Source organism: Duganella margarita, assembly GCF_009857535.1.
Taxonomy (GTDB): domain Bacteria; phylum Pseudomonadota; class Gammaproteobacteria; order Burkholderiales; family Burkholderiaceae_D; genus Rugamonas; species Rugamonas margarita.
Map to the genome: position 1 here is coordinate 15,280 of NZ_WWCS01000001.1, position 16,319 is coordinate 31,598.

The 16,319-nt window shown below is 63.6% G+C and carries 20 protein-coding genes and 1 riboswitch; of the genes, 4 read left to right on the plus strand and 16 right to left on the minus strand.

Going from position 1 to position 16,319, the window contains the following annotated elements:
* The first annotated feature begins 5 nt into the window (after nucleotides 1-5).
* From GTP55_RS00065 to GTP55_RS00075, 3 genes are read left to right on the plus strand one after another with little or no spacing between them, the layout of a single operon-like run.
* Entirely contained in the window at nucleotides 6-812 is an 807-nt protein-coding gene (locus GTP55_RS00065; RefSeq protein WP_161042982.1) for a hypothetical protein, read from the plus strand.
* Between the two features lie 29 nt (nucleotides 813-841).
* Nucleotides 842-1,603, plus strand: a complete 762-nt coding sequence (locus tag GTP55_RS00070; protein WP_161042983.1) for a hypothetical protein — start codon at nucleotides 842-844, stop codon at nucleotides 1,601-1,603.
* Between the two features lie 21 nt (nucleotides 1,604-1,624).
* Nucleotides 1,625-1,930 (plus strand): hypothetical protein, encoded by a 306-nt coding sequence (locus GTP55_RS00075; RefSeq protein ID WP_161042984.1) that lies wholly within the window; start codon nucleotides 1,625-1,627, stop codon nucleotides 1,928-1,930.
* A 77-nt stretch (nucleotides 1,931-2,007) separates the two neighbouring features.
* On the opposite strand, the gene ssb is transcribed toward GTP55_RS00075, so the two are convergent.
* The 16 genes from ssb to GTP55_RS00155 form a co-directional block, all read right to left on the minus strand.
* Entirely contained in the window at nucleotides 2,008-2,532 is a 525-nt protein-coding gene (gene ssb / locus GTP55_RS00080; protein ID WP_161042985.1) for a single-stranded DNA-binding protein, read from the minus strand.
* Nucleotides 2,533-2,620: 88 nt separating this feature from the next.
* Entirely contained in the window at nucleotides 2,621-2,974 is a 354-nt protein-coding gene (locus GTP55_RS00085) for a (2Fe-2S) ferredoxin domain-containing protein (protein WP_161042986.1), read from the minus strand.
* Nucleotides 2,971-3,948: a precorrin-3B C(17)-methyltransferase gene (cobJ, locus tag GTP55_RS00090; RefSeq protein WP_161042987.1), complete on the minus strand. Its 978-nt coding sequence runs from the start codon at nucleotides 3,946-3,948 to the stop codon at nucleotides 2,971-2,973. Before cobJ ends, GTP55_RS00085 begins: the two co-directional genes overlap by 4 nt.
* Nucleotides 3,945-4,352, minus strand: a complete 408-nt coding sequence (locus GTP55_RS00095; RefSeq protein WP_161042988.1) for a cobalamin biosynthesis protein — start codon at nucleotides 4,350-4,352, stop codon at nucleotides 3,945-3,947. The genes cobJ and GTP55_RS00095 overlap by 4 nt, the downstream gene beginning before the upstream one ends.
* A complete protein-coding gene (locus GTP55_RS00100; protein WP_202423409.1) occupies nucleotides 4,349-5,101 on the minus strand; it encodes a cobalamin biosynthesis central domain-containing protein in 753 nt (250 codons plus the stop codon). Before GTP55_RS00100 ends, GTP55_RS00095 begins: the two co-directional genes overlap by 4 nt.
* The gene (gene cobI, locus GTP55_RS00105; RefSeq protein ID WP_161042989.1) at nucleotides 5,098-5,910 is read right to left on the minus strand and encodes a precorrin-2 C(20)-methyltransferase; all 813 of its coding nucleotides are present in this window, start codon (nucleotides 5,908-5,910) and stop codon (nucleotides 5,098-5,100) included. Before cobI ends, GTP55_RS00100 begins: the two co-directional genes overlap by 4 nt.
* Nucleotides 5,903-7,207, minus strand: coding sequence for a precorrin-6y C5,15-methyltransferase (decarboxylating) subunit CbiE (cbiE, locus tag GTP55_RS00110; RefSeq protein WP_161042990.1), 1,305 nt, complete (start codon nucleotides 7,205-7,207; stop codon nucleotides 5,903-5,905). The genes cobI and cbiE overlap by 8 nt, the downstream gene beginning before the upstream one ends.
* Nucleotides 7,208-7,209: 2 nt before the next feature.
* Nucleotides 7,210-8,400, minus strand: a complete 1,191-nt coding sequence (locus tag GTP55_RS00115) for a cobalt-precorrin-5B (C(1))-methyltransferase (protein ID WP_161042991.1) — start codon at nucleotides 8,398-8,400, stop codon at nucleotides 7,210-7,212.
* The gene (locus GTP55_RS00120; protein WP_161042992.1) at nucleotides 8,397-9,074 is read right to left on the minus strand and encodes a precorrin-8X methylmutase; all 678 of its coding nucleotides are present in this window, start codon (nucleotides 9,072-9,074) and stop codon (nucleotides 8,397-8,399) included. The genes GTP55_RS00115 and GTP55_RS00120 overlap by 4 nt, the downstream gene beginning before the upstream one ends.
* Nucleotides 9,071-10,138 carry a sirohydrochlorin chelatase gene (locus GTP55_RS00125; RefSeq protein WP_161042993.1) on the minus strand — a complete coding sequence of 356 codons (1,068 nt, stop codon included), beginning with the start codon at nucleotides 10,136-10,138 and terminating at the stop codon, nucleotides 9,071-9,073. The genes GTP55_RS00120 and GTP55_RS00125 overlap by 4 nt, the downstream gene beginning before the upstream one ends.
* Nucleotides 10,135-10,920 (minus strand): precorrin-4 C(11)-methyltransferase, encoded by a 786-nt coding sequence (gene cobM / locus GTP55_RS00130; protein WP_161042994.1) that lies wholly within the window; start codon nucleotides 10,918-10,920, stop codon nucleotides 10,135-10,137. The genes GTP55_RS00125 and cobM overlap by 4 nt, the downstream gene beginning before the upstream one ends.
* The gene (locus GTP55_RS00135; RefSeq protein ID WP_161042995.1) at nucleotides 10,917-11,774 is read right to left on the minus strand and encodes an energy-coupling factor ABC transporter ATP-binding protein; all 858 of its coding nucleotides are present in this window, start codon (nucleotides 11,772-11,774) and stop codon (nucleotides 10,917-10,919) included. The genes cobM and GTP55_RS00135 overlap by 4 nt, the downstream gene beginning before the upstream one ends.
* Nucleotides 11,771-12,505 (minus strand): cobalt ECF transporter T component CbiQ, encoded by a 735-nt coding sequence (gene cbiQ / locus GTP55_RS00140; protein WP_161042996.1) that lies wholly within the window; start codon nucleotides 12,503-12,505, stop codon nucleotides 11,771-11,773. The genes GTP55_RS00135 and cbiQ overlap by 4 nt, the downstream gene beginning before the upstream one ends.
* Nucleotides 12,495-12,833: an energy-coupling factor ABC transporter substrate-binding protein gene (locus GTP55_RS00145; RefSeq protein ID WP_161042997.1), complete on the minus strand. Its 339-nt coding sequence runs from the start codon at nucleotides 12,831-12,833 to the stop codon at nucleotides 12,495-12,497. Before GTP55_RS00145 ends, cbiQ begins: the two co-directional genes overlap by 11 nt.
* Complete coding sequence (locus tag GTP55_RS00150; protein WP_110845827.1) at nucleotides 12,830-13,513, minus strand: energy-coupling factor ABC transporter permease; 684 nt, start codon at nucleotides 13,511-13,513, stop codon at nucleotides 12,830-12,832. The genes GTP55_RS00145 and GTP55_RS00150 overlap by 4 nt, the downstream gene beginning before the upstream one ends.
* 118 nt (nucleotides 13,514-13,631) lie before the next feature.
* Nucleotides 13,632-13,820: riboswitch (cobalamin riboswitch) on the minus strand.
* A gap of 68 nt (nucleotides 13,821-13,888) precedes the next feature.
* Nucleotides 13,889-15,346, minus strand: coding sequence for an ATP-binding protein (locus GTP55_RS00155; RefSeq protein ID WP_161042998.1), 1,458 nt, complete (start codon nucleotides 15,344-15,346; stop codon nucleotides 13,889-13,891).
* A gap of 201 nt (nucleotides 15,347-15,547) precedes the next feature.
* On the opposite strand from GTP55_RS00155, the gene cobA reads away from it, so the two are divergent.
* Nucleotides 15,548-16,267, plus strand: coding sequence for a uroporphyrinogen-III C-methyltransferase (gene cobA / locus GTP55_RS00160; protein ID WP_161042999.1), 720 nt, complete (start codon nucleotides 15,548-15,550; stop codon nucleotides 16,265-16,267).
* Nucleotides 16,268-16,319 lie beyond the last annotated feature (52 nt).

Sequence of the window (16,319 nt, forward strand, 5' to 3'; positions counted from 1 at the left end):
GCATCATGAAAAAACGCGGCAAGATTTTGCGGGACACCAACGCCGGCCCCGGCCTGCTGAGTATCGACGGCGTACAGCATCCGTTCACGCTGGAAGCGCACTGGAAGTCGGACACGCCGCCCAAGGTCGGCCTAGTGGTCGAAGCCGACCTGGATGAGGTCGGCGTCTTGCGGACCGTGGTCCCGGTGGCAGACACCCAACTGGCCAAGGAGCAAGCGGAACTGGCGATGCAGGCCGCCAAGGCCAAAGGCGGCGAACTGGCCGCCGGCCTGACCGCGCGCTTCGGCGTGCCGACGCTGGTCGCCATGGCGGCACTAGTGGCCGGCTGGTTCTTCCTCAACACCGTCGCCATCCAGATCTCGTCCAGCTACCGCATCGGACTGTCGTTCTGGAAAATCCTCGGCGTGCTCAACTCGCCGGCCACGCTGATGACCAGCTTTAGCGATATGGGTGGCGGCGGCGGTGGCGGCATCTACGCCTTCCTGTGCATCGTCGCCCTGATCGCGCCGCTGGCGCCGCAAGTCTGGAAGGACAAGCGCGCCTACCTGGGCGGCCTGCTGCCGCTGGCCTTCATGCTGCTGGTGGCGCTGATGGTCTACCTCGGCATCAGCGATGGCCTGAAGCAGGCGCAAGGCGCCGCCAGCATGTTCGGCGGCGGCCAGGGTGCACGCATGGCCGAAAACGTCGGCAATGAAATGCTGCGCGAAGCCATGCGCGCCATCTCCATAGGCATTGGCGGCTACCTGGCGCTGGCGGCCAGCCTCTACCTGGCCGGTCGCAGCGCCATCCAATTCCTCGCCGCCAAGGCTTGAACCCTCTTTAACTTGATCAAGGAACCATCATGCGCCATCCATTCCGTATCCTCCCTGCCGCCAGCCTGCTGACGCTGGCCCTGCTGGCCGCCTGCGGCGACAAGGCCGCCACCGTGCCGGCCGGCGCCGACGTCAAGCCGAACCTGACCGACGCCGCCAAGCCGGCCGTCATGGCCGAACAAGCCAAGGAACAGGCGCGCGCCGCCCTGCCGAAAGGCGATCCGAACACGCCGGCCAGTAGCTACACCGACATCGAAAGCGGCAACCAGCTGATGTTCGCCTACCTCGGCGTGGCCGGCATGCCGGTCGACTACAACGAAGTCGCGACCAGCTACTCGCGCGACTACGCCACCGCCTCCGACGAGTTCAAGAAAAACGATCTGCTGAAAGCGCTGAAAGTGAAGATCGACGCCGGCGTGGCGCAGGCGGCGCAGCAGCGCTACGTCAAGCTGGAGATTGCCAGCCCGGTGCAGAAATATGACTTCGAGAAAAAAGGCTTCCCGCTCGATTCATCGCTGTGGGAAAAGGGCTCGTACCGCTACTTTGGCGACAACAGCAGCTACAAGATCGGCTTTAACAACGGCGCCAGCTTCCGCTACCTCAACGTGCCGGAAGAAGACAAGGCGCGCGTGATCGAAGGCTTGCGCAGCAAGTACGAAGCGATGCACCTGGTGGTGTACGGCTACGTGCAGGACGCCGACGTCAGCAAGAAGGTAGTACAGGCGCAGATCCTCAAGGTCGAGCTGGTCGACAAGAAAGGCAATGTGCTGGCCAGCCAGGCGGCCCAATAATCACACTAACGGAAAGAAATCATGAACAACATCAAACGCGTACTGGCCTGCCTCGGCAGCCTGGCAGTGCTGTCCGCCTGCACCACCGTCACGCCCAACAACCTCCGCGAAGTCAACGACAGTGACGTGAAGTCCTGCAAGCTGGCAGGTCCGGTCTACGGTTCCGACTCGGTGTTTGTCGGCCTGAGCGCCGGCATCGGCACCAAGAACGCCAAGGCCAAGGCCATGAACGAAGCCGTACGCCTGAAAGCCACCGACGTCGTCTGGTCGCAGCAAGGTACCAGCATGACCAGCGAGTGGATCGGCAAGGCCTACGTCTGCAAATAATCCGGCCCCTAAAATATAAAAAATCCCCATAACCTCAAGGAGTTATGGGGATTTTTACTTTCCCAAGCTAAGCTGGTTTAGAACGGAATATCGTCATCCATATCCGAGAAGTTCGGTGCTGGACGTGGTGCTGGGCGTGGGGCAGGCGCCGGGGCCGCCATTTGCGGGCGCGGGGCCGGTGCCTGGCGCTGTGGTGGGGCTTCGTAACCGCCGCCGCCACCGCCGTAGCTGTTGCCGTCGTCCATGCCGGCGTCGCCGCCCATGCCGGCGCGACCGCCCAGCATCTGCATGTTTTCCGCGATGATGTCGGTTGCGTATTTCTCGACGCCATCTTTATCGGTGTACTTACGGGTCTGCAGACGGCCTTCGACGTAGACCGACGAACCTTTTTTCAGGTACTGGCCAACGATTTCCGCCAGACGGCCGAAGAACGAAATACGATGCCACTCGGTCAGCTCTTTCTGCTCACCGGTGTTGCGGTCTTTCGATTTATACGAGGTCGCCACGGCGATGTTGGCGATCGCATCACCGCTCGGCATGTAGCGAATTTCAGGATCGCGACCCAGATTGCCGACGATGATGACTTTGTTGACTGATGCCATTTTATTAAAACTCCAAATGTGTTCGGCGAAAGTAGAAGTTTAGCTCACTTTTGGCTTGGGACCCTAGATTCCGCACGCCGACCGTTTGTTATCGCTCAAAATCCGTGTTGCCCGCCTGGTGGAATACCAACTCTTCCACAGGCTTGCCGTTGCACAGGTGATCGTCGATGATGCGGTCCATATTCTCGGGCGTGACGTTGTAATACCAGGTGCCGTCCGGCTGTACACACATGATCGGACCACCCTTGCAGGCGGCAAAGCAGCTGACCCGGCTGCGCTTGACGCGCAACTCGCCTTCGTTCAGCCCGGCGGCCTTGAACTTGTCGCCCAGGCTGTCGAACAGCGCCTGCGAGGCGCCGTCCTGGGCGCAGCGCGGGCCGGTGCAGATCAGGATGTGGCGGTAGTAATTGCCGATTTTCGGCTTGATCACGGCGTCAGTCATGCTTCGCTCTCCTCGCTGGCGGCGGCTTCGGCTTCCACCGGTTCATTCAGGGTGTCGCGGATGTAGTCGGCCGGCAGGCGGTGGCGCGCAGCCAGCGTCTCGATGCTGTCGCCGGCCGCGTGCTCGGCCTGCAGCGTTTCCAGCCAGCCCAGCAGGCCGGTCGACAGCGAACGGCCTGCCTTTTCGCCTTCGCGCGTGGCGCCGCCCTCTTCCATGTCGTACTTGTTGGCGTAGCCGCGCGGCGTCACCATCAGGCCGTAGCGCACGAAGGTGTTGCTGTTGCCGATCAGGACCGTGCTGAGCATGCCGATGTCGGCTTCGGCCATCGCATCGAGCGTGGTGAAGACGATGTTCTGGCGGCGGCGGTAACCGCTCTTGACGATGGCCACCGGAGTGTCCGGACGGCGATGGCGCAGAAACAGGCGCTGGGCCTCAACAATCTGGCGCGTGCGGCGGCCGCTTTTCGGGTTGTACAGCGCGACCACGAAATCGGCCATGGCCACCGCGTCCAGCCGGCGGGCGATGGTCGGCCATGGCGTCAGCAGGTCGGACAGCGAGATGGCGCAGAAGTCGTGCGTCAGCGGCGCGCCAACCAGCGCGGCGCAGCTGTTCAGCGCCGAGGCGCCGGGGACGATTTCCACCTGCACCGGATCGTCCGGCGTCCAGCCGGACTGGAACAGCACTTCATAGGTCGGACCCGCCATGCCGTAGACGCCCGCATCGCCCGACGAAATCAGCGCCACCTTCTTGCCGGCGCGCGCCGCTTCCAGCGCGCTGATGGCGCGGTCCAGTTCTTCGGTCATCGATTTGCGGATGATCTCCTTGCCTTCGATCAGATCCGCCACCAGCTTGATGTAGGTGACGTAGCCGATCACCACATCCGCTTCGGCGATGGCGTCGCGCGCGCGCTGCGTCATGTGTTCTACGCTGCCCGGGCCTATCCCGACCAGCATGATTTTTCCAGCTCCACTCATGGTGTTTTCCTTGCGATGGAGACGGTGGCATTGCGGCCGTCCGTCCCTTTGTGTTTATGTTTTTCGACGACCAGCGCGGTCATCGGCGTATTCGGTCCGGCGGCCAGCAGCGCCGCCGCTTCGCTCACCGATGGCGTGCCGGTGTACTTGCGCACGGTCTCGGATGGATGCGGCACGTCGACTGCGGCCAGTTGTTCGGCTTCGTAGAAGTGCAGCGGCCAGCCGTTTTCCTCGGCCAGCGCCAGCAGCGCCACTTCGTCCTTCTTCAGCGTGATGCTGGCGGCAGCCACCACTTGCTGCGGTTGCGCGCCGGCGGCGGCCAGCGCGGCCTGCACCGCTTCGCGCACCGTCTGCAGCAGCACGCCGCGGTCGCAGCCGAGGCCTATGGTGAAGGCTGGACTCATGCTTCCTGCGGCGGGCGGTAGACCACCAGGCGTTCGGTCAGCGCGGTCCAGCGTTCGGCCGGCACGTCGGCGTGCGTCACCCACAGCAGCGCGGCATAGCGGTCCAGCGGCACCTCGTCAAAGCTGGTGAAACGGTGGATGTTCTCCGGCAGCGGCGTCGGGCGCGTCCACCAATCCGGGCTGCCGGCTTCCTGCACGAAGGCGATTGGTTCGCCGTTGACCACGTGGGCCGAGACGCGCGTGATGTTGATCTTCGGCGCCTCCACCTTCCAGCCGAGGTGGCGTCCCAGGATATCGACCGGAATCGTGCGGCCGACGTCGGAGGCGGTGGTCAGCACCGGCGCGGCGCCTAGCAGGTCGGCCACGCGTTCGCTCCATTCGTTGGCGCCGCCGACGTGGCCGGACAACACCGGAATCACATACTGGCCGGCGTCGTCCACCACGATGATGCCTGGGTCTTCGTCCTTGCTGCGCAGGTGCGGCGCAATCAGGCGCACCACGGCGCCGAGCGAGACGAAGAAGATGATCTGGTCATAGCCGGCGAACAGCGGGCCGATTTCGTCGCGCAGTGCGCCGTCGTAGGCGCGCACGGTGTTGCTGGCTTCCGCAAAGGTGGCGGCGAATTTGGCCGAGGTGCAGATGTCCGCTTCCGGCAGGTCGGCGGCCAGGCGCGCGGCCTGTGCGGCGCCATGCTTGGTGATGGCGACCAGGCATACGCGCGGTGCCGGCTGGTTGATGATGGTGCTCATGCAGTGGTCTCCAGGGAGTGAGGTTGTGGGCCATCCTTGCGCAGGCAGCCCTTGATGCGTTCACCGCGAATACGGTGCGGGTGTTTGATAATCAGCAGCGACAGGTAACTGACCTTGGTGCCGCGCAGGGTCAGGATGTCGCTGCCGCTGAAGCGGCGTTCGTCCGGCGCGCCGACACGTTCGATGAAGTGTGCGCCGTCCAGCAAGTCGCGGCGCTCCATCCAGTCGATCAATTCGTCGAGGATGGGCTTCACCTTCATCAGGATCAGCGTGTCAAAGTCCGGCAGCAGGCGGTCCACCGCGCTGACGCCGTAGGCTGCCGGCACGATGGCGACCGTGTCGTCCTGCTCCGAGAACGGCACCGGCACTTTCGCGCAGGCGGCCGTGAAGGAGTTGACGCCGGCGATGATCTGCACCGGCACCTGCGGGTCGATGGCGTTGACGGTGCGGGCCAGGTGGCCGAAGGTGGCGTAAGTACTGGCGTCGCCTTCAACCAGAAACAGCACATCGCGGCCTTCGCGCAGCCATGGCAGCACGGTGTCGGCAGCGCGCAGCCACGCGCGGCCCAGCTTTTCGCCGTCATGCGTCATGGGGAACAGCAGCTGCGTGTGATGATCCGGCGGCGTGACGCCGGAGCGCACCACGATGTCGAAGGCATAGCTGGGCGTCTTGCCGCTGCGTGCCGGGTAGACCCAGATGGTGTCGCGGCGTTGCAGCGCTTCCCACGCGGCGCGCGTAATCAGGCCTGGATCGCCGGGGCCGAGCGAGATGCCCCACAGGGTACCGGGCTTGGTCGCTTGATCAGTCATTGTCAGCCTCCCGGCGTGCGCAGACGATCCATACCGGATTCTCGGCAGCCATGCGGTGCATGTGCAGGATAGGCTTGCTGCGCGCGGCTTGAAGTTGCAGCACGTCCCAGCTGACGCCTTCGATTGCTTGCAGCGTGGCGGTGGCGGTGGCGAGGTTTTCCAGCGTGACGAAGTTCATCACCAGCGTGCCGTTGGGACGCAGGCGCGCAATGATGCCGGCGATAAGTCCCGCCAGTTCGCCGCCGGAACCGCCGATGAAGACCGCATCCGGATCGGGCCAGGTATCCAGCTGCTCCGGCGCTTTACCCAGATGCAGGCTGTAGTTGCTGACGCCGAAGGCTGCGTGATTCTGTCCGGCGATGCCGAAATCGGCGTCGTTCTTTTCAATCGCGTAGACGTGGCCTTGCGGGCAAAGACGCGCCGCCTCCAGCCCCACCGAGCCGGAACCGGCGCCAATGTCCCACACTACGCTGTCCGCATGCAGTTGCAGGCGCGCCAGGCTGACGGCGCGCACTTCCTGCTTGGTGATCAGACCCTTCTCCGGCTGGCGTTGCGCAAATTCCGTATCGGCCAGGCCGAATCGCACCGGTCGCGCGGCCGGCGTGATGCGCCACAATAGCACCACGTTAAGCGCTGCGAACTTCATCTCGGCCGCTTGCTGCGGCGTCAGTTCGGCCAGCACGCGTTCTTCCGGTTGCAGCAGGTTTTCCGCCACCGCCATCAGGAAGTCGTCGCCCAGGCCTTCCGCCACCAGCAGGCGCGCGATGCGGTCGGGCGAGTTGTCAGGACTGGTCAGGATCAGCAGGCGCGCATGCTGGCGCGTGGCTTGCGCCAATGCATACAGGCCGTGACTCGGCCTGGCGCCGCGCTGCCACTCGCCGGCATCCTTGGCGTGCACCGAGACGATGCGCGCATCCTGCCACGCCAGGCCGATACGCGCGCAGGCTAGCTGCAAGGTCGACAGGTTAGGCAGGATGTCCAGCGCTTCCACGCACAGGTGCTGCGCCAGATACGGCGCAATGCCATGGCACAGTGGATCGCCAGTGGCCAGCACCACGCACGCCATGTTGTCGGCGCGCGCTGCGCGGACCCACTCCGGCACTTCTTTCAGCTTGCCGGTGAGGTCATGGCGCACCGCGCCGCTTTTGAATTCGCGTTCCAGCAGCGCCAGGGTGCGCGCGCCGCCGATGATCACATCAGCACTGCGCAGCAAGGCCAGTGCGGTGGCATTCAGGCTGGCGACGCCGTCATCGAGCACGCCGATGACGCGGCAGGGATTGGGATCTTTGATTTCCATTCTTAGGTTTCCGGTAAGTGATCGACGCCGGTGCGGCCAGCGCTGGCGGGACGTTCGTGCGGCTCGGCCGGCGCGGACCAGACGTCCGCCACCTGCACGCCGCTGAAATCGCACACCAGCACGCGCAGCTGGAACGCGCGGCCATAGCGGTCCGGCGCGGTCAGCGTGTCGATGGCGGCTTGCGCCAGTGCGTGGTGGAAGGCATCGCCGAGGCCACGCTCCACCATCAGCTCTGCGCCGAAGCGCGCGGTTTCGGCGGCGGCCATGGCGGCGCAGTCTTCTTCTGTGGCGCCGATGCGGCGGGCGATTTCCGCCACCAGGTCGGTATCGACTTCGCTGCGGTTGGCGTGGGTGATGGTTTCGCCCTGCGCGATCTTGGTCAGCTTGCCGACCATGACCGCCATCACCACCAGCTCGATGCCTTGCGCGACCACTTCATCCAGCGCATAGCGCAGGAAGTCGCCCATCTGCACAAAGCAGGCAGACGGCAGTTCGGGACGTTCGGCGCGCAGCGTCGTCATGGCGAAGGTTTCGGTGCGGCCGCCCGTGGTCAGCGCGACCAGGTTGTAGCCGGCGGTGGCGGCAACCTGCACGCCCTGCACCACGCTGGCGCGCCATGCGGCGGTGGAATACGGCTTGACGATGCCGGTGGTGCCGAGGATGCTGATGCCGCCTAAAATGCCCAAGCGGGCATTGGTGGTTTTCTTGGCCATCACCTGGCCGTCCGGCACGCTGATGGTGACTTCGATGCCGTGTTCGGCCAGCAGCGCCGGCGCGGCTTCGCGCAGGTTGTCGGCGATGTTCTTGCGCGGGACCGGGTTGATGGCCGGACCGCCCACTTCCAGGCCGAGGCCTTTCATGGTGACGGTGCCGACGCCATCGCCTGACACGTACGAGACCACGCCGGCTTCACCGGGCAGCAGACGCAGATCGACCGTCATGTGCGCGCCGTCGGTGCAATCGGGATCGTCGCCGGCAAACTTGACGACCATTGCATGCGCGCGGCCATCGCCGCAGCTGCCGTCATGGATGGCAAACGTCACCCGTGTGCCGTTGGGTAGCAGGCTTTCGATTTCTGCCGGTACTTGTCCATGGACGAGACCCAGCACCGCCGCGCGTGCAGCGGCGGCAGAACAGGCGCCGGTGGTGAAACCGGTACGGGTGCCACGTTCGGCAGCCGTTTTTTCTTTCATGGCGCGGCCTTTTGACGGGCTTCGGCCAGCGACAGCAGCGCGTGCAGCGTTGCCACCACCAGCGTGGAGCCGCCCTTGCGGCCACGGATGACGATCCACGGCACGTCGGTCAGTTCCGCCATCAGGTCTTTGGATTCGGCGGCAGAGACGAAGCCCACCGGCATGCCGACCACCAGCGCAGGCTTGACGCCTTCTTCGCGGATCAGGCGTACCACTTCGATCAACGCGGTAGGGGCGTTGCCGATGCCGATGATGGCGTTGTCCAGCAGGCCGAGACGGTGCGCCTTGCGCATCGCCTGCACAGCGCGCGTGGTATCTTCGGCCTTGGCGGTTTCAATGACGTCCGGGTCGCTGATGAACTGGTGGGGCTTCATGCCGAAGTGGCCGAGGCGCGGTTGCGACAGGCCGGAGCAGATCATTTCGACGTCGGCGACGACGGGCGTGCCGCCTTTGAGCATGGCCTGGACGCCGGCTTCCACCGCGTCTGCATGGAAGTCGGTCAGGCCGTTGAAGTCGAAATCGGCGTTGGCGTGGATCATGCGGCGCACGATCGGCCATTGGCCTTCGGTGTAGGTGTGCGGGCCGACTTCAGCGTCGATGATGGCGAAGCTGTCATGCTCGATGACCTGGCCGGCGCGCGTTAGCTGCTCGGTGACGGTGTTCACGGTGCTCATGCTGGCTGGTCCTCGGGCTTGGCGTGCGGATGCTCGTGGCCATGGGCGTGATCGTGCACATGGTCGTGATGCGCATGGCTATCGTCATGTGCATGGCCGTCGTGCGCGTGATCATGTTCGTGTCCGTGGCCGTGTGCATGGGCGTGGGCGTCATGCGAGTGATCATGTTCGTGCGCGTGGCCGTGATCGTGCGGCGCAGCCGGAGCGTGATCGTGCGTATGCGCGTGCGAGTGGCCGTGGCCCAGATCGTGCGCAATGACGCGGTAGGTACAGCCGTCGCACGGCAGGCGGCTATCCGGCACGCCGGCGCGCAGGTCTTCCACGCGCTGGTCCATCAATTCAAAAATCTCTTTCTCAAAGCCGAAATGCTCGCTGCAAGCAAAGCGCACCTGCGGATACTGCAGGCGCAGATTTTCCACCTGGCGGTGAATGCGCTGCATCAGCGTGCCGGTGTACAGGTAATACGGCAGCACCACAACCTGGCGCATGCCCAGCAGCACATGGCGCTGCACAACCTTCTCCAGGCGCGGCCAGGTAATGCCGGTGAACGCCAGATCGACCAGCTCATGATCGCCCTCTTCCAGCAGCCAGCGCGCCATCTTGGCCATTTCGCCATTGGCGCCACGGTCGGACGAGCCACGGCCCAGCACCACCACGCCGGTGGTGGTTGGGTCGGGCATATCCAGCGCGTTCATGGCCTTGCGCAGGCGGCGCTTGAGGATCGCCAGAATCGGATCGCATGCGGTCAGGTGCGGCGCCAGCAGGATTTCGGTCTGCGGACAAGCCAAACGCGCCTGCTCGATCGCTTCCGGAATCTCCATCTTCACGTGACCGGCCGCGTTCAGAATCAGCGGCACCACCAGCACCCGGCGCGAACTGCGTGCAGCACTCAGCAAGGCCGCGTTCATCTCCGGCGGCGCAAACTCGATGAAGCACAACTCAATGCGCCAATCCGGACGGCGCGCGCGCCACTGCTCCGTGAATTCACGAATCTCCTGGTTACCGGAATCCTCGCGGGAACCGTGGCCGACAATCAGGATCGTGTCCTTGGAAACTTGGTTCATGCGCTCGCCTTTCTGAAACGATGGGTAAATGTAGGGTCATACAATTTGGAGCGCGCCAGGGTTTCCCAGTGCAGCGCGCCCAGCGTGGGGCTGGCGACGATCATCGCTTGGCTCGCAATGCCGGCCTCCCGGCACTTTTGTTTGATATCGGCCAGCGTGCCGCGGACGATTTTCTGTTCTCCCGGCCAGCTGGCCTTATGCACCACCAGCATCGGCGCATCCTCGGCCCAGCCGGCGGCGCGTAGCGCAGTTTCCACCTTGTGCATCAAGGTGATCGACAGGAAGATGCAGATGGTGGTGCGGTGCGCGGCCAGGCTGGCGAGATCTTCGCCCTCCGGCATCGGCGTGCGGCCTTCAACGCGGGTGAGGATGACGGTTTGCGTCACCTCGGGCAGCGTCATGGATTCGCCGGCGGCAGCCATCGACGCCATCGCCGACGACACGCCCGGCACCACCGACCATTCGATGCCGGCGTCGGTCAGTGGACGCGCCAGTTCGATCAGCGCGCCATACAGCGCCGGGTCGCCGGTCTGCAGGCGCACCACGGTGGCGTGCCGGCTGGCCTGGTCGATCAGCCATGCGGTCATGTCTTCCAGCGTCATGTCCTTGGAGTCGCGGATGGCGCAGCCGGGCGGAGCGTACAGCGTGACGGCTTGGTCGACCAGCGATCCGGCAAACAGCACCGCGCCAGCTTGCGACAGCAGCTTCTGGCCTTTGACGGTGATGAGTTCCGGGTCGCCGGGACCGGCGCCGACGAACCAGATTTTTCCGAGGGTGGTCATGCGGTGATTACTCCTGATTGTTTGAGTGCGCGCAGCGTATCCAGCAGCGCATCGACGCTGCGGGGCGCCGGGCCTTGCGGCAGCACGCCGAGAGCCACCAGTTCCGCGTGCAGCGCCAGTGCGGCCGGCGGACGCTGGCCGGCCGCTTGCAGCACGTCGGTCTGCGCGGCCAGTTGCTGCGCGGGACCGGAGGCGATGCAGCGGCCGGCCGCCATCACGTGGATGTCGTCGGCCCAGCGCAGTGCGAAGTCGATGTCGTGGGTGGACAGCAGGATGGTGACGCCGCGCGCGGCGAGGCGGTCCAGCAGTGCTGTCAATTCGGTTTGCATGGGGGCGTCGAGGCCGGCCATGGGTTCGTCCAGCAGCAGCACGTCCGGCTCCATCGCCAGCACGCCGGCGATGCAGACGCGTTTTTTCTGGCCGAAGCTTAGTTGGTGTACGGCTCGGCGCGCGTGGCTGCGCAGGCCTACCGCATCGAGTGCGGCAGCAACGCGGTGGCGCACTTCGTACTCGTGCAGGCCAAGATTGAGCGGGCCGAAAGAGACGTCTTCTTCCACCAGCGCGGAGAACAGCTGGCGGTCCGGGTTCTGGAACACCAGTCCGACGCGGGTGCGCAGTGCGGTGAGGCCTTTGCGGCTGTAGTCGAACGGTTGGCCGTCCTGACGCAGCGTGCCGGCGGTGGGACGAAGCAGCCCATTGAGGTGCTGGAGCACGGTGGTCTTGCCGGCGCCGTTGGCGCCCAGCAGGGCGTAGCGGCGGCCGCGGTGCAGCGTCAGTGTGCAGTCGTCCAGGCCTGCGCTGCCGTCGGGGTAGACGTGGCTGACGGCTTGCAGTTCCAGCAGCGGCGCGCTCACAGGCGGTCTCCCAAAGCGATGGCCAGCATTAGCGCGCCAGCCAGTGCGGCGCTGGCCATTTGGCGGCCTGCTTGCGGATAGGCGGTGGGCAGGAAGCGCAGCGTGCCCTGGTAGACGCGGGCGTCGGCAGCGGTTTGCAGCGCGGCGGCGCGTTGCCACACCTGGACGGCCATCTGGCCGGCCAACAGGCCGGTGGAGCGCCAGGCCTGACGCCAGCTGCCGTAGCCGAGACGCGCGGTTTGTGCGGTGATGCTTTCGTCCCACGCCTGGCGCATGACGAACAGCATGCGGTAGCACAGCACCATCAGATCGAGCAGCAGCTCGGGCGTACGCAGTTTGCGCAGCAGCGCGAGCAGGTCGGGCAGCGGTGTGGTCAGCACGAGGCCGAGCATCGCGGCCAGCATGGCGAACGAGCGCAGTGCCAGATGCTCGATGGTCGGCAGCATGGTGGTGGTGACGTTCCAATGGCCGTTGGCGTCCGGGCCAAACAGCATGGTCAGGCAGGACAGCAGCAGGAAGCCGAGCGGCGGCAGCGCAACCGCGACGTAGTTGCGCAACTGGACGCGCGCGCCGAGCAGCGCGGCCAGCACCAGCATGGCCGTCAGCAGGGCGTATGCGACAGGGCTGCGCGCAAGCCAGGCCGCGACGAAGCCCGCCAGCGCAAACAGCGCCTTGGCAGCAGGCGCCACATCGCGCCAGCGGCTGGTGTAGGCCGACGATTCAATCAGCACGTTGGTCCTGCGGCGATGAGACCTTCGACGCGCGTTCGCGGGCGACCGAGAGGCCAAGCCAGAAGCCGATCACGCCGGCGCCGATGGCCGCTTGCAGCGCAAACAGCAACGATGCGATTTCATCGCTGGCCGGCTCGAACACCGGTGCAAACCACGGCTTGTAGCCCGGCGCGATATCGCCGATGGCACGCTGCGCGCGGTCGTCCGCACCGGCAAACAGTGCAGATGCTTCGCCGCCCGGATTGGCCGGCGGCGCGCTCACCAGCCACAAAGGAAGCACCGTCAGCGCCACGATGGCCAGCCATACCAGCACGGTACGGGCCTTCATGCGCCACCCTTGCGCGCGCCAAGCATCATCACCGGCAGCGAACGCAGTTCGTGGGCGTTGAAACGTACCATGGCATTCACCACCAGCACGGTCAGCAAACCTTCGCTGATGGCGATCGGCACCTGCGTCAGCGCAAAGATGCCGGCAAATTTGAAGAACGACACACTAAAGCCGCCCACCGCCGCCGGAAACGCCAGCGCCAGTTGCACCGAAGTGGTCACATACGTCGCCAGGTCGCCCAGGCTGGCGGCCATGAACACCGCCACCGAGCGCGAGAAGCCCATCGCCGCCACCGCGCGCAGCACGCCGTACGACACAAACGGCCCGACAATCGCCATCGAAAACACATTGGCGCCGAGCGTGGTCAGGCCGCCGTGCGCCATCAGCAGCGCCTGGAACAGCAGCACCACAAAGCCCACCGGCACCATGGCCACCGGCCCAAACAGCGCCGCGCCGAGGCCCACCCCGGTCGGATGCGAACAACTGCCCGTCACCGACGGCAGCTTGAGCGCCGACAGCAGAAACGCGAACGCCGCCGCCACGCCGAGCAGCATGCGGCGTTCGGGATGCGCCTGCAGGTCGCGGCCGATGGCGCGCAGGCCCCACGCCAGAAAAGGTAAGGAAACGGCTGCCCAGCCGAGCGCGTGCGCTGGCGGCAAAAAGCCTTCCATGATGTGCATTCGAAACCTCCCGTCGAATGGGCTGGATGGACACCAAGGCGGGAGCAGAGAGGACGGTCGACGGGAGGCATGGGACAGGCGGCCGGGGTCGACAGCGGCTTCCCGTGACCCCGGGGAATGGTGCTGGACTTTTTGGGCCGGTATTCTGGCTCGCCTTCATCCTTCTCCGTGTCTTCCCGCGTGTGACGGCAGTGACGTGTAGACGGAGTCGTCTGGCTTACAGCAGCGGGGGCTGCACCGGATTTACACCGGTTTCCCGTTTAACGCCTTTACAACAAAATGGCGCACCCAAGGGTCGCATCTTACACTAGCCGCCGGACGCGTGCCAAGCTAAACCCGAGTGAGTTAGCCCTCGCAGTGGAACCGCCAGGATCGTCACGCCCAGTATGGAATGTATTCCGCGAACTTATTCCCGGCCGTCGTGTCTTTTCGTTTTATTCGACCGGCCTCGACTGCATCCGCTATTAAATTGGTGATTTGGTTTCGCTGCCGTTCGCTGACCTTGAAGCGAGTGCGCAGTGTGGTATTCGTTAGTGCCTGGCTTGAAAAATATTGCAGGACGGCATGCTGGTAACACGCCTCAATGCGCTCGGCCTGAGGCATATCGGAAAATTGGCGCGGCGCGTAAAGCGTTACCTGAAATGCGTTCTCTAAAGGCGTGAAGAGCACGGGCGGCATGCCGAAAAGTTCGACTGCCGAGACCACTTTTTGGAACCCCGTGCCCCTTTCCTCGCAGATGCGATACAGCCTGAATTTTGATGCGAGAAGCTCATTACGTGACTCGGGAGTCGTACCGATCAAGCGATCAAGGCGCTTACCAGGCAGCAAAGTGCCTGGATTTGTGAAGGTGATTCGATCATCGTAGATTTCAATTGTCGGACCTGCGCCACTGATGCTGAAATCTTGGTGAATCAAAGCGTTAGCCATCAATTCGCGTAGAGCGATTTCAGGATAAAGACTGACCTGCTCTCGCAATGATTGCAGGATGACTTCGGAGTGAGGCAATACCCGTTTAAGGTAATCTATAAAGCCCTCAAAACCTACCGCATAACCTTTTTCTCCGATCAGTTCATCAGTTGTATAAACCTTATTGGTCCCACGATAACGAATCATGCGAATACTCTTTCGTTGGAGAGAATCGAACAAATTCAAGTCGCGCGAAGCGGCTATCCCACCCAGGTTGGTAATGTAATAGCCCGCTCCATCCGCCACAACCATGCTCTGCTCACTCAGCCAATGCAGTAGATCATGATCTCTACCCGGCAGTGGACGCTGCAAAAGCTTGCTCATTGTTTCGATGTCCAACTTCGCAATTACTTCACTGGCAGACAAAAGCGAGGTCGCGCGTAACTCTTCCCACCTTGGCGCATGGCTATGCAACATCAGTGCGCCCACATCGGAGCGGGCGGCCTTACGCGTCGTTCCGCCAGAACGAATCCAGGCCTCTTCGATACTTTTTCCCCGCTTGTGTACGGGCTTGTTTAACGATTCAGGAATGTGCACAAACAGCAGGGGCGTATTTCCATAATCAACAATTGCATGGTCAAGAACAAGCGGCGGATCTACCGTATCGCGGCCCAGATTCGCAAGCCGACGAGTAATCTCTTCCACTTGTATTTGACCAACCCCAACCAAATTGGCGTCAACATCAGCAATGCCATAAACAAGAAATCCGCCATTGGGATGGTTGGCAAAAGCAATAAGATGCTCTGTAAGCCGATCTTTGTTGTCGGATAAACGCACCTTCCAGTCCAGCTCATTCAATTCATGCGGTACAGGCTCAAGGCTGGACTTAAGGGAGGTAAGCGCCTGTACAATCCAGTGTTTGTCCATGTGATAGTAACCAATTGATTTGAAAGAAAAATTATTCCTCGTCGTTTTTCTGGTGTGATAAGGCGTACGAAAGATGGTTACTCTTATCGCGTATGCAGGCCCAGACTTGCATCAACCTTCGAGCAGCCCCTCATTGCCTAAACGAAGTCAAACCACGCCGCAGCCGGTATCATTCGTCCTGAATCGTCAAAAAGGGAATGTATGGCAGCGCTGGGGAAAGTCTATTTGATCGGAGCAGGGCCGGGAGCGGACGACCTGATCACCGTGCGCGGTGCGCGTCTGCTGGCGCAGGCCGACGTGGTGCTGTACGACGCACTGGTCACGCCCGAAATGCTGGCCCTGTGCGCGCAGGCCAGGCTGATTTCGGTCGGCAAACGCTCCGGCCAGCGCTCGACCGCGCAAACGCTGATCAACCAGCAACTGGTGGAATGCGCGCAGCAGTACCAGCTGGTGGTGCGCCTGAAGGGCGGCGATCCGATGCTGTTCGGCCGCGCCGACGAGGAATTGCGCGCGCTGGAAGCGGAAGGCATCGAAGTCGAAGTGGTGCCCGGCATTACCACCGCACTGGCCGCCGCCGCCGTCACCAAGCAGCCGCTGACCCGTCGCGGCGTGGCCCGCAGCGTCGCCTTTTTCACCTCCAGCACTGCACCGGACGAGCCGGACCATCCCGCGCTGCCGGAAACCGATACTCTGGTGCAATACATGGGTGGCCGGGAAGCGGCCGCGACCGCCGCGCGGCTGCTGGCCGAGGGCCGCCGCCCCGATCTGCCGGTGGTGGTGGTGGAAAATTGCAGCCGCGCCGACCAGCGCATCCTGCGCCTGACGCTGGACGGCCTGGCCAACGGGCTGGACGCCGCGCAGGGTCCGGTGCTGGTGATGATCGGCGAAGCGTTGCAGCAACGTTCACATCAGGCAAGTTGAAACGGCGCAAGAAAATACTGGTATTATGTACAGTGTTAGCCTGCGCACGCAC

Coding starts and splice junctions, on each gene's coding strand:
- GTP55_RS00065 (WP_161042982.1), top strand. CDS start 6: ATGAAAAAACGCGGCAAGATTTTGCGGGACACCAACGCCGGCCCCGGC.
- GTP55_RS00070 (WP_161042983.1), top strand. CDS start 842: ATGCGCCATCCATTCCGTATCCTCCCTGCCGCCAGCCTGCTGACGCTG.
- GTP55_RS00075 (WP_161042984.1), top strand. CDS start 1,625: ATGAACAACATCAAACGCGTACTGGCCTGCCTCGGCAGCCTGGCAGTG.
- ssb (WP_161042985.1), bottom strand. CDS start 2,532: ATGGCATCAGTCAACAAAGTCATCATCGTCGGCAATCTGGGTCGCGAT.
- GTP55_RS00085 (WP_161042986.1), bottom strand. CDS start 2,974: ATGACTGACGCCGTGATCAAGCCGAAAATCGGCAATTACTACCGCCAC.
- cobJ (WP_161042987.1), bottom strand. CDS start 3,948: ATGAGTGGAGCTGGAAAAATCATGCTGGTCGGGATAGGCCCGGGCAGC.
- GTP55_RS00095 (WP_161042988.1), bottom strand. CDS start 4,352: ATGAGTCCAGCCTTCACCATAGGCCTCGGCTGCGACCGCGGCGTGCTG.
- GTP55_RS00100 (WP_202423409.1), bottom strand. CDS start 5,101: ATGAGCACCATCATCAACCAGCCGGCACCGCGCGTATGCCTGGTCGCC.
- cobI (WP_161042989.1), bottom strand. CDS start 5,910: ATGACTGATCAAGCGACCAAGCCCGGTACCCTGTGGGGCATCTCGCTC.
- cbiE (WP_161042990.1), bottom strand. CDS start 7,207: ATGGAAATCAAAGATCCCAATCCCTGCCGCGTCATCGGCGTGCTCGAT.
- GTP55_RS00115 (WP_161042991.1), bottom strand. CDS start 8,400: ATGAAAGAAAAAACGGCTGCCGAACGTGGCACCCGTACCGGTTTCACC.
- GTP55_RS00120 (WP_161042992.1), bottom strand. CDS start 9,074: ATGAGCACCGTGAACACCGTCACCGAGCAGCTAACGCGCGCCGGCCAG.
- GTP55_RS00125 (WP_161042993.1), bottom strand. CDS start 10,138: ATGAACCAAGTTTCCAAGGACACGATCCTGATTGTCGGCCACGGTTCC.
- cobM (WP_161042994.1), bottom strand. CDS start 10,920: ATGACCACCCTCGGAAAAATCTGGTTCGTCGGCGCCGGTCCCGGCGAC.
- GTP55_RS00145 (WP_161042997.1), bottom strand. CDS start 12,833: ATGAAGGCCCGTACCGTGCTGGTATGGCTGGCCATCGTGGCGCTGACG.
- GTP55_RS00150 (WP_110845827.1), bottom strand. CDS start 13,513: ATGCACATCATGGAAGGCTTTTTGCCGCCAGCGCACGCGCTCGGCTGG.
- GTP55_RS00155 (WP_161042998.1), bottom strand. CDS start 15,346: ATGGACAAACACTGGATTGTACAGGCGCTTACCTCCCTTAAGTCCAGC.
- cobA (WP_161042999.1), top strand. CDS start 15,548: ATGGCAGCGCTGGGGAAAGTCTATTTGATCGGAGCAGGGCCGGGAGCG.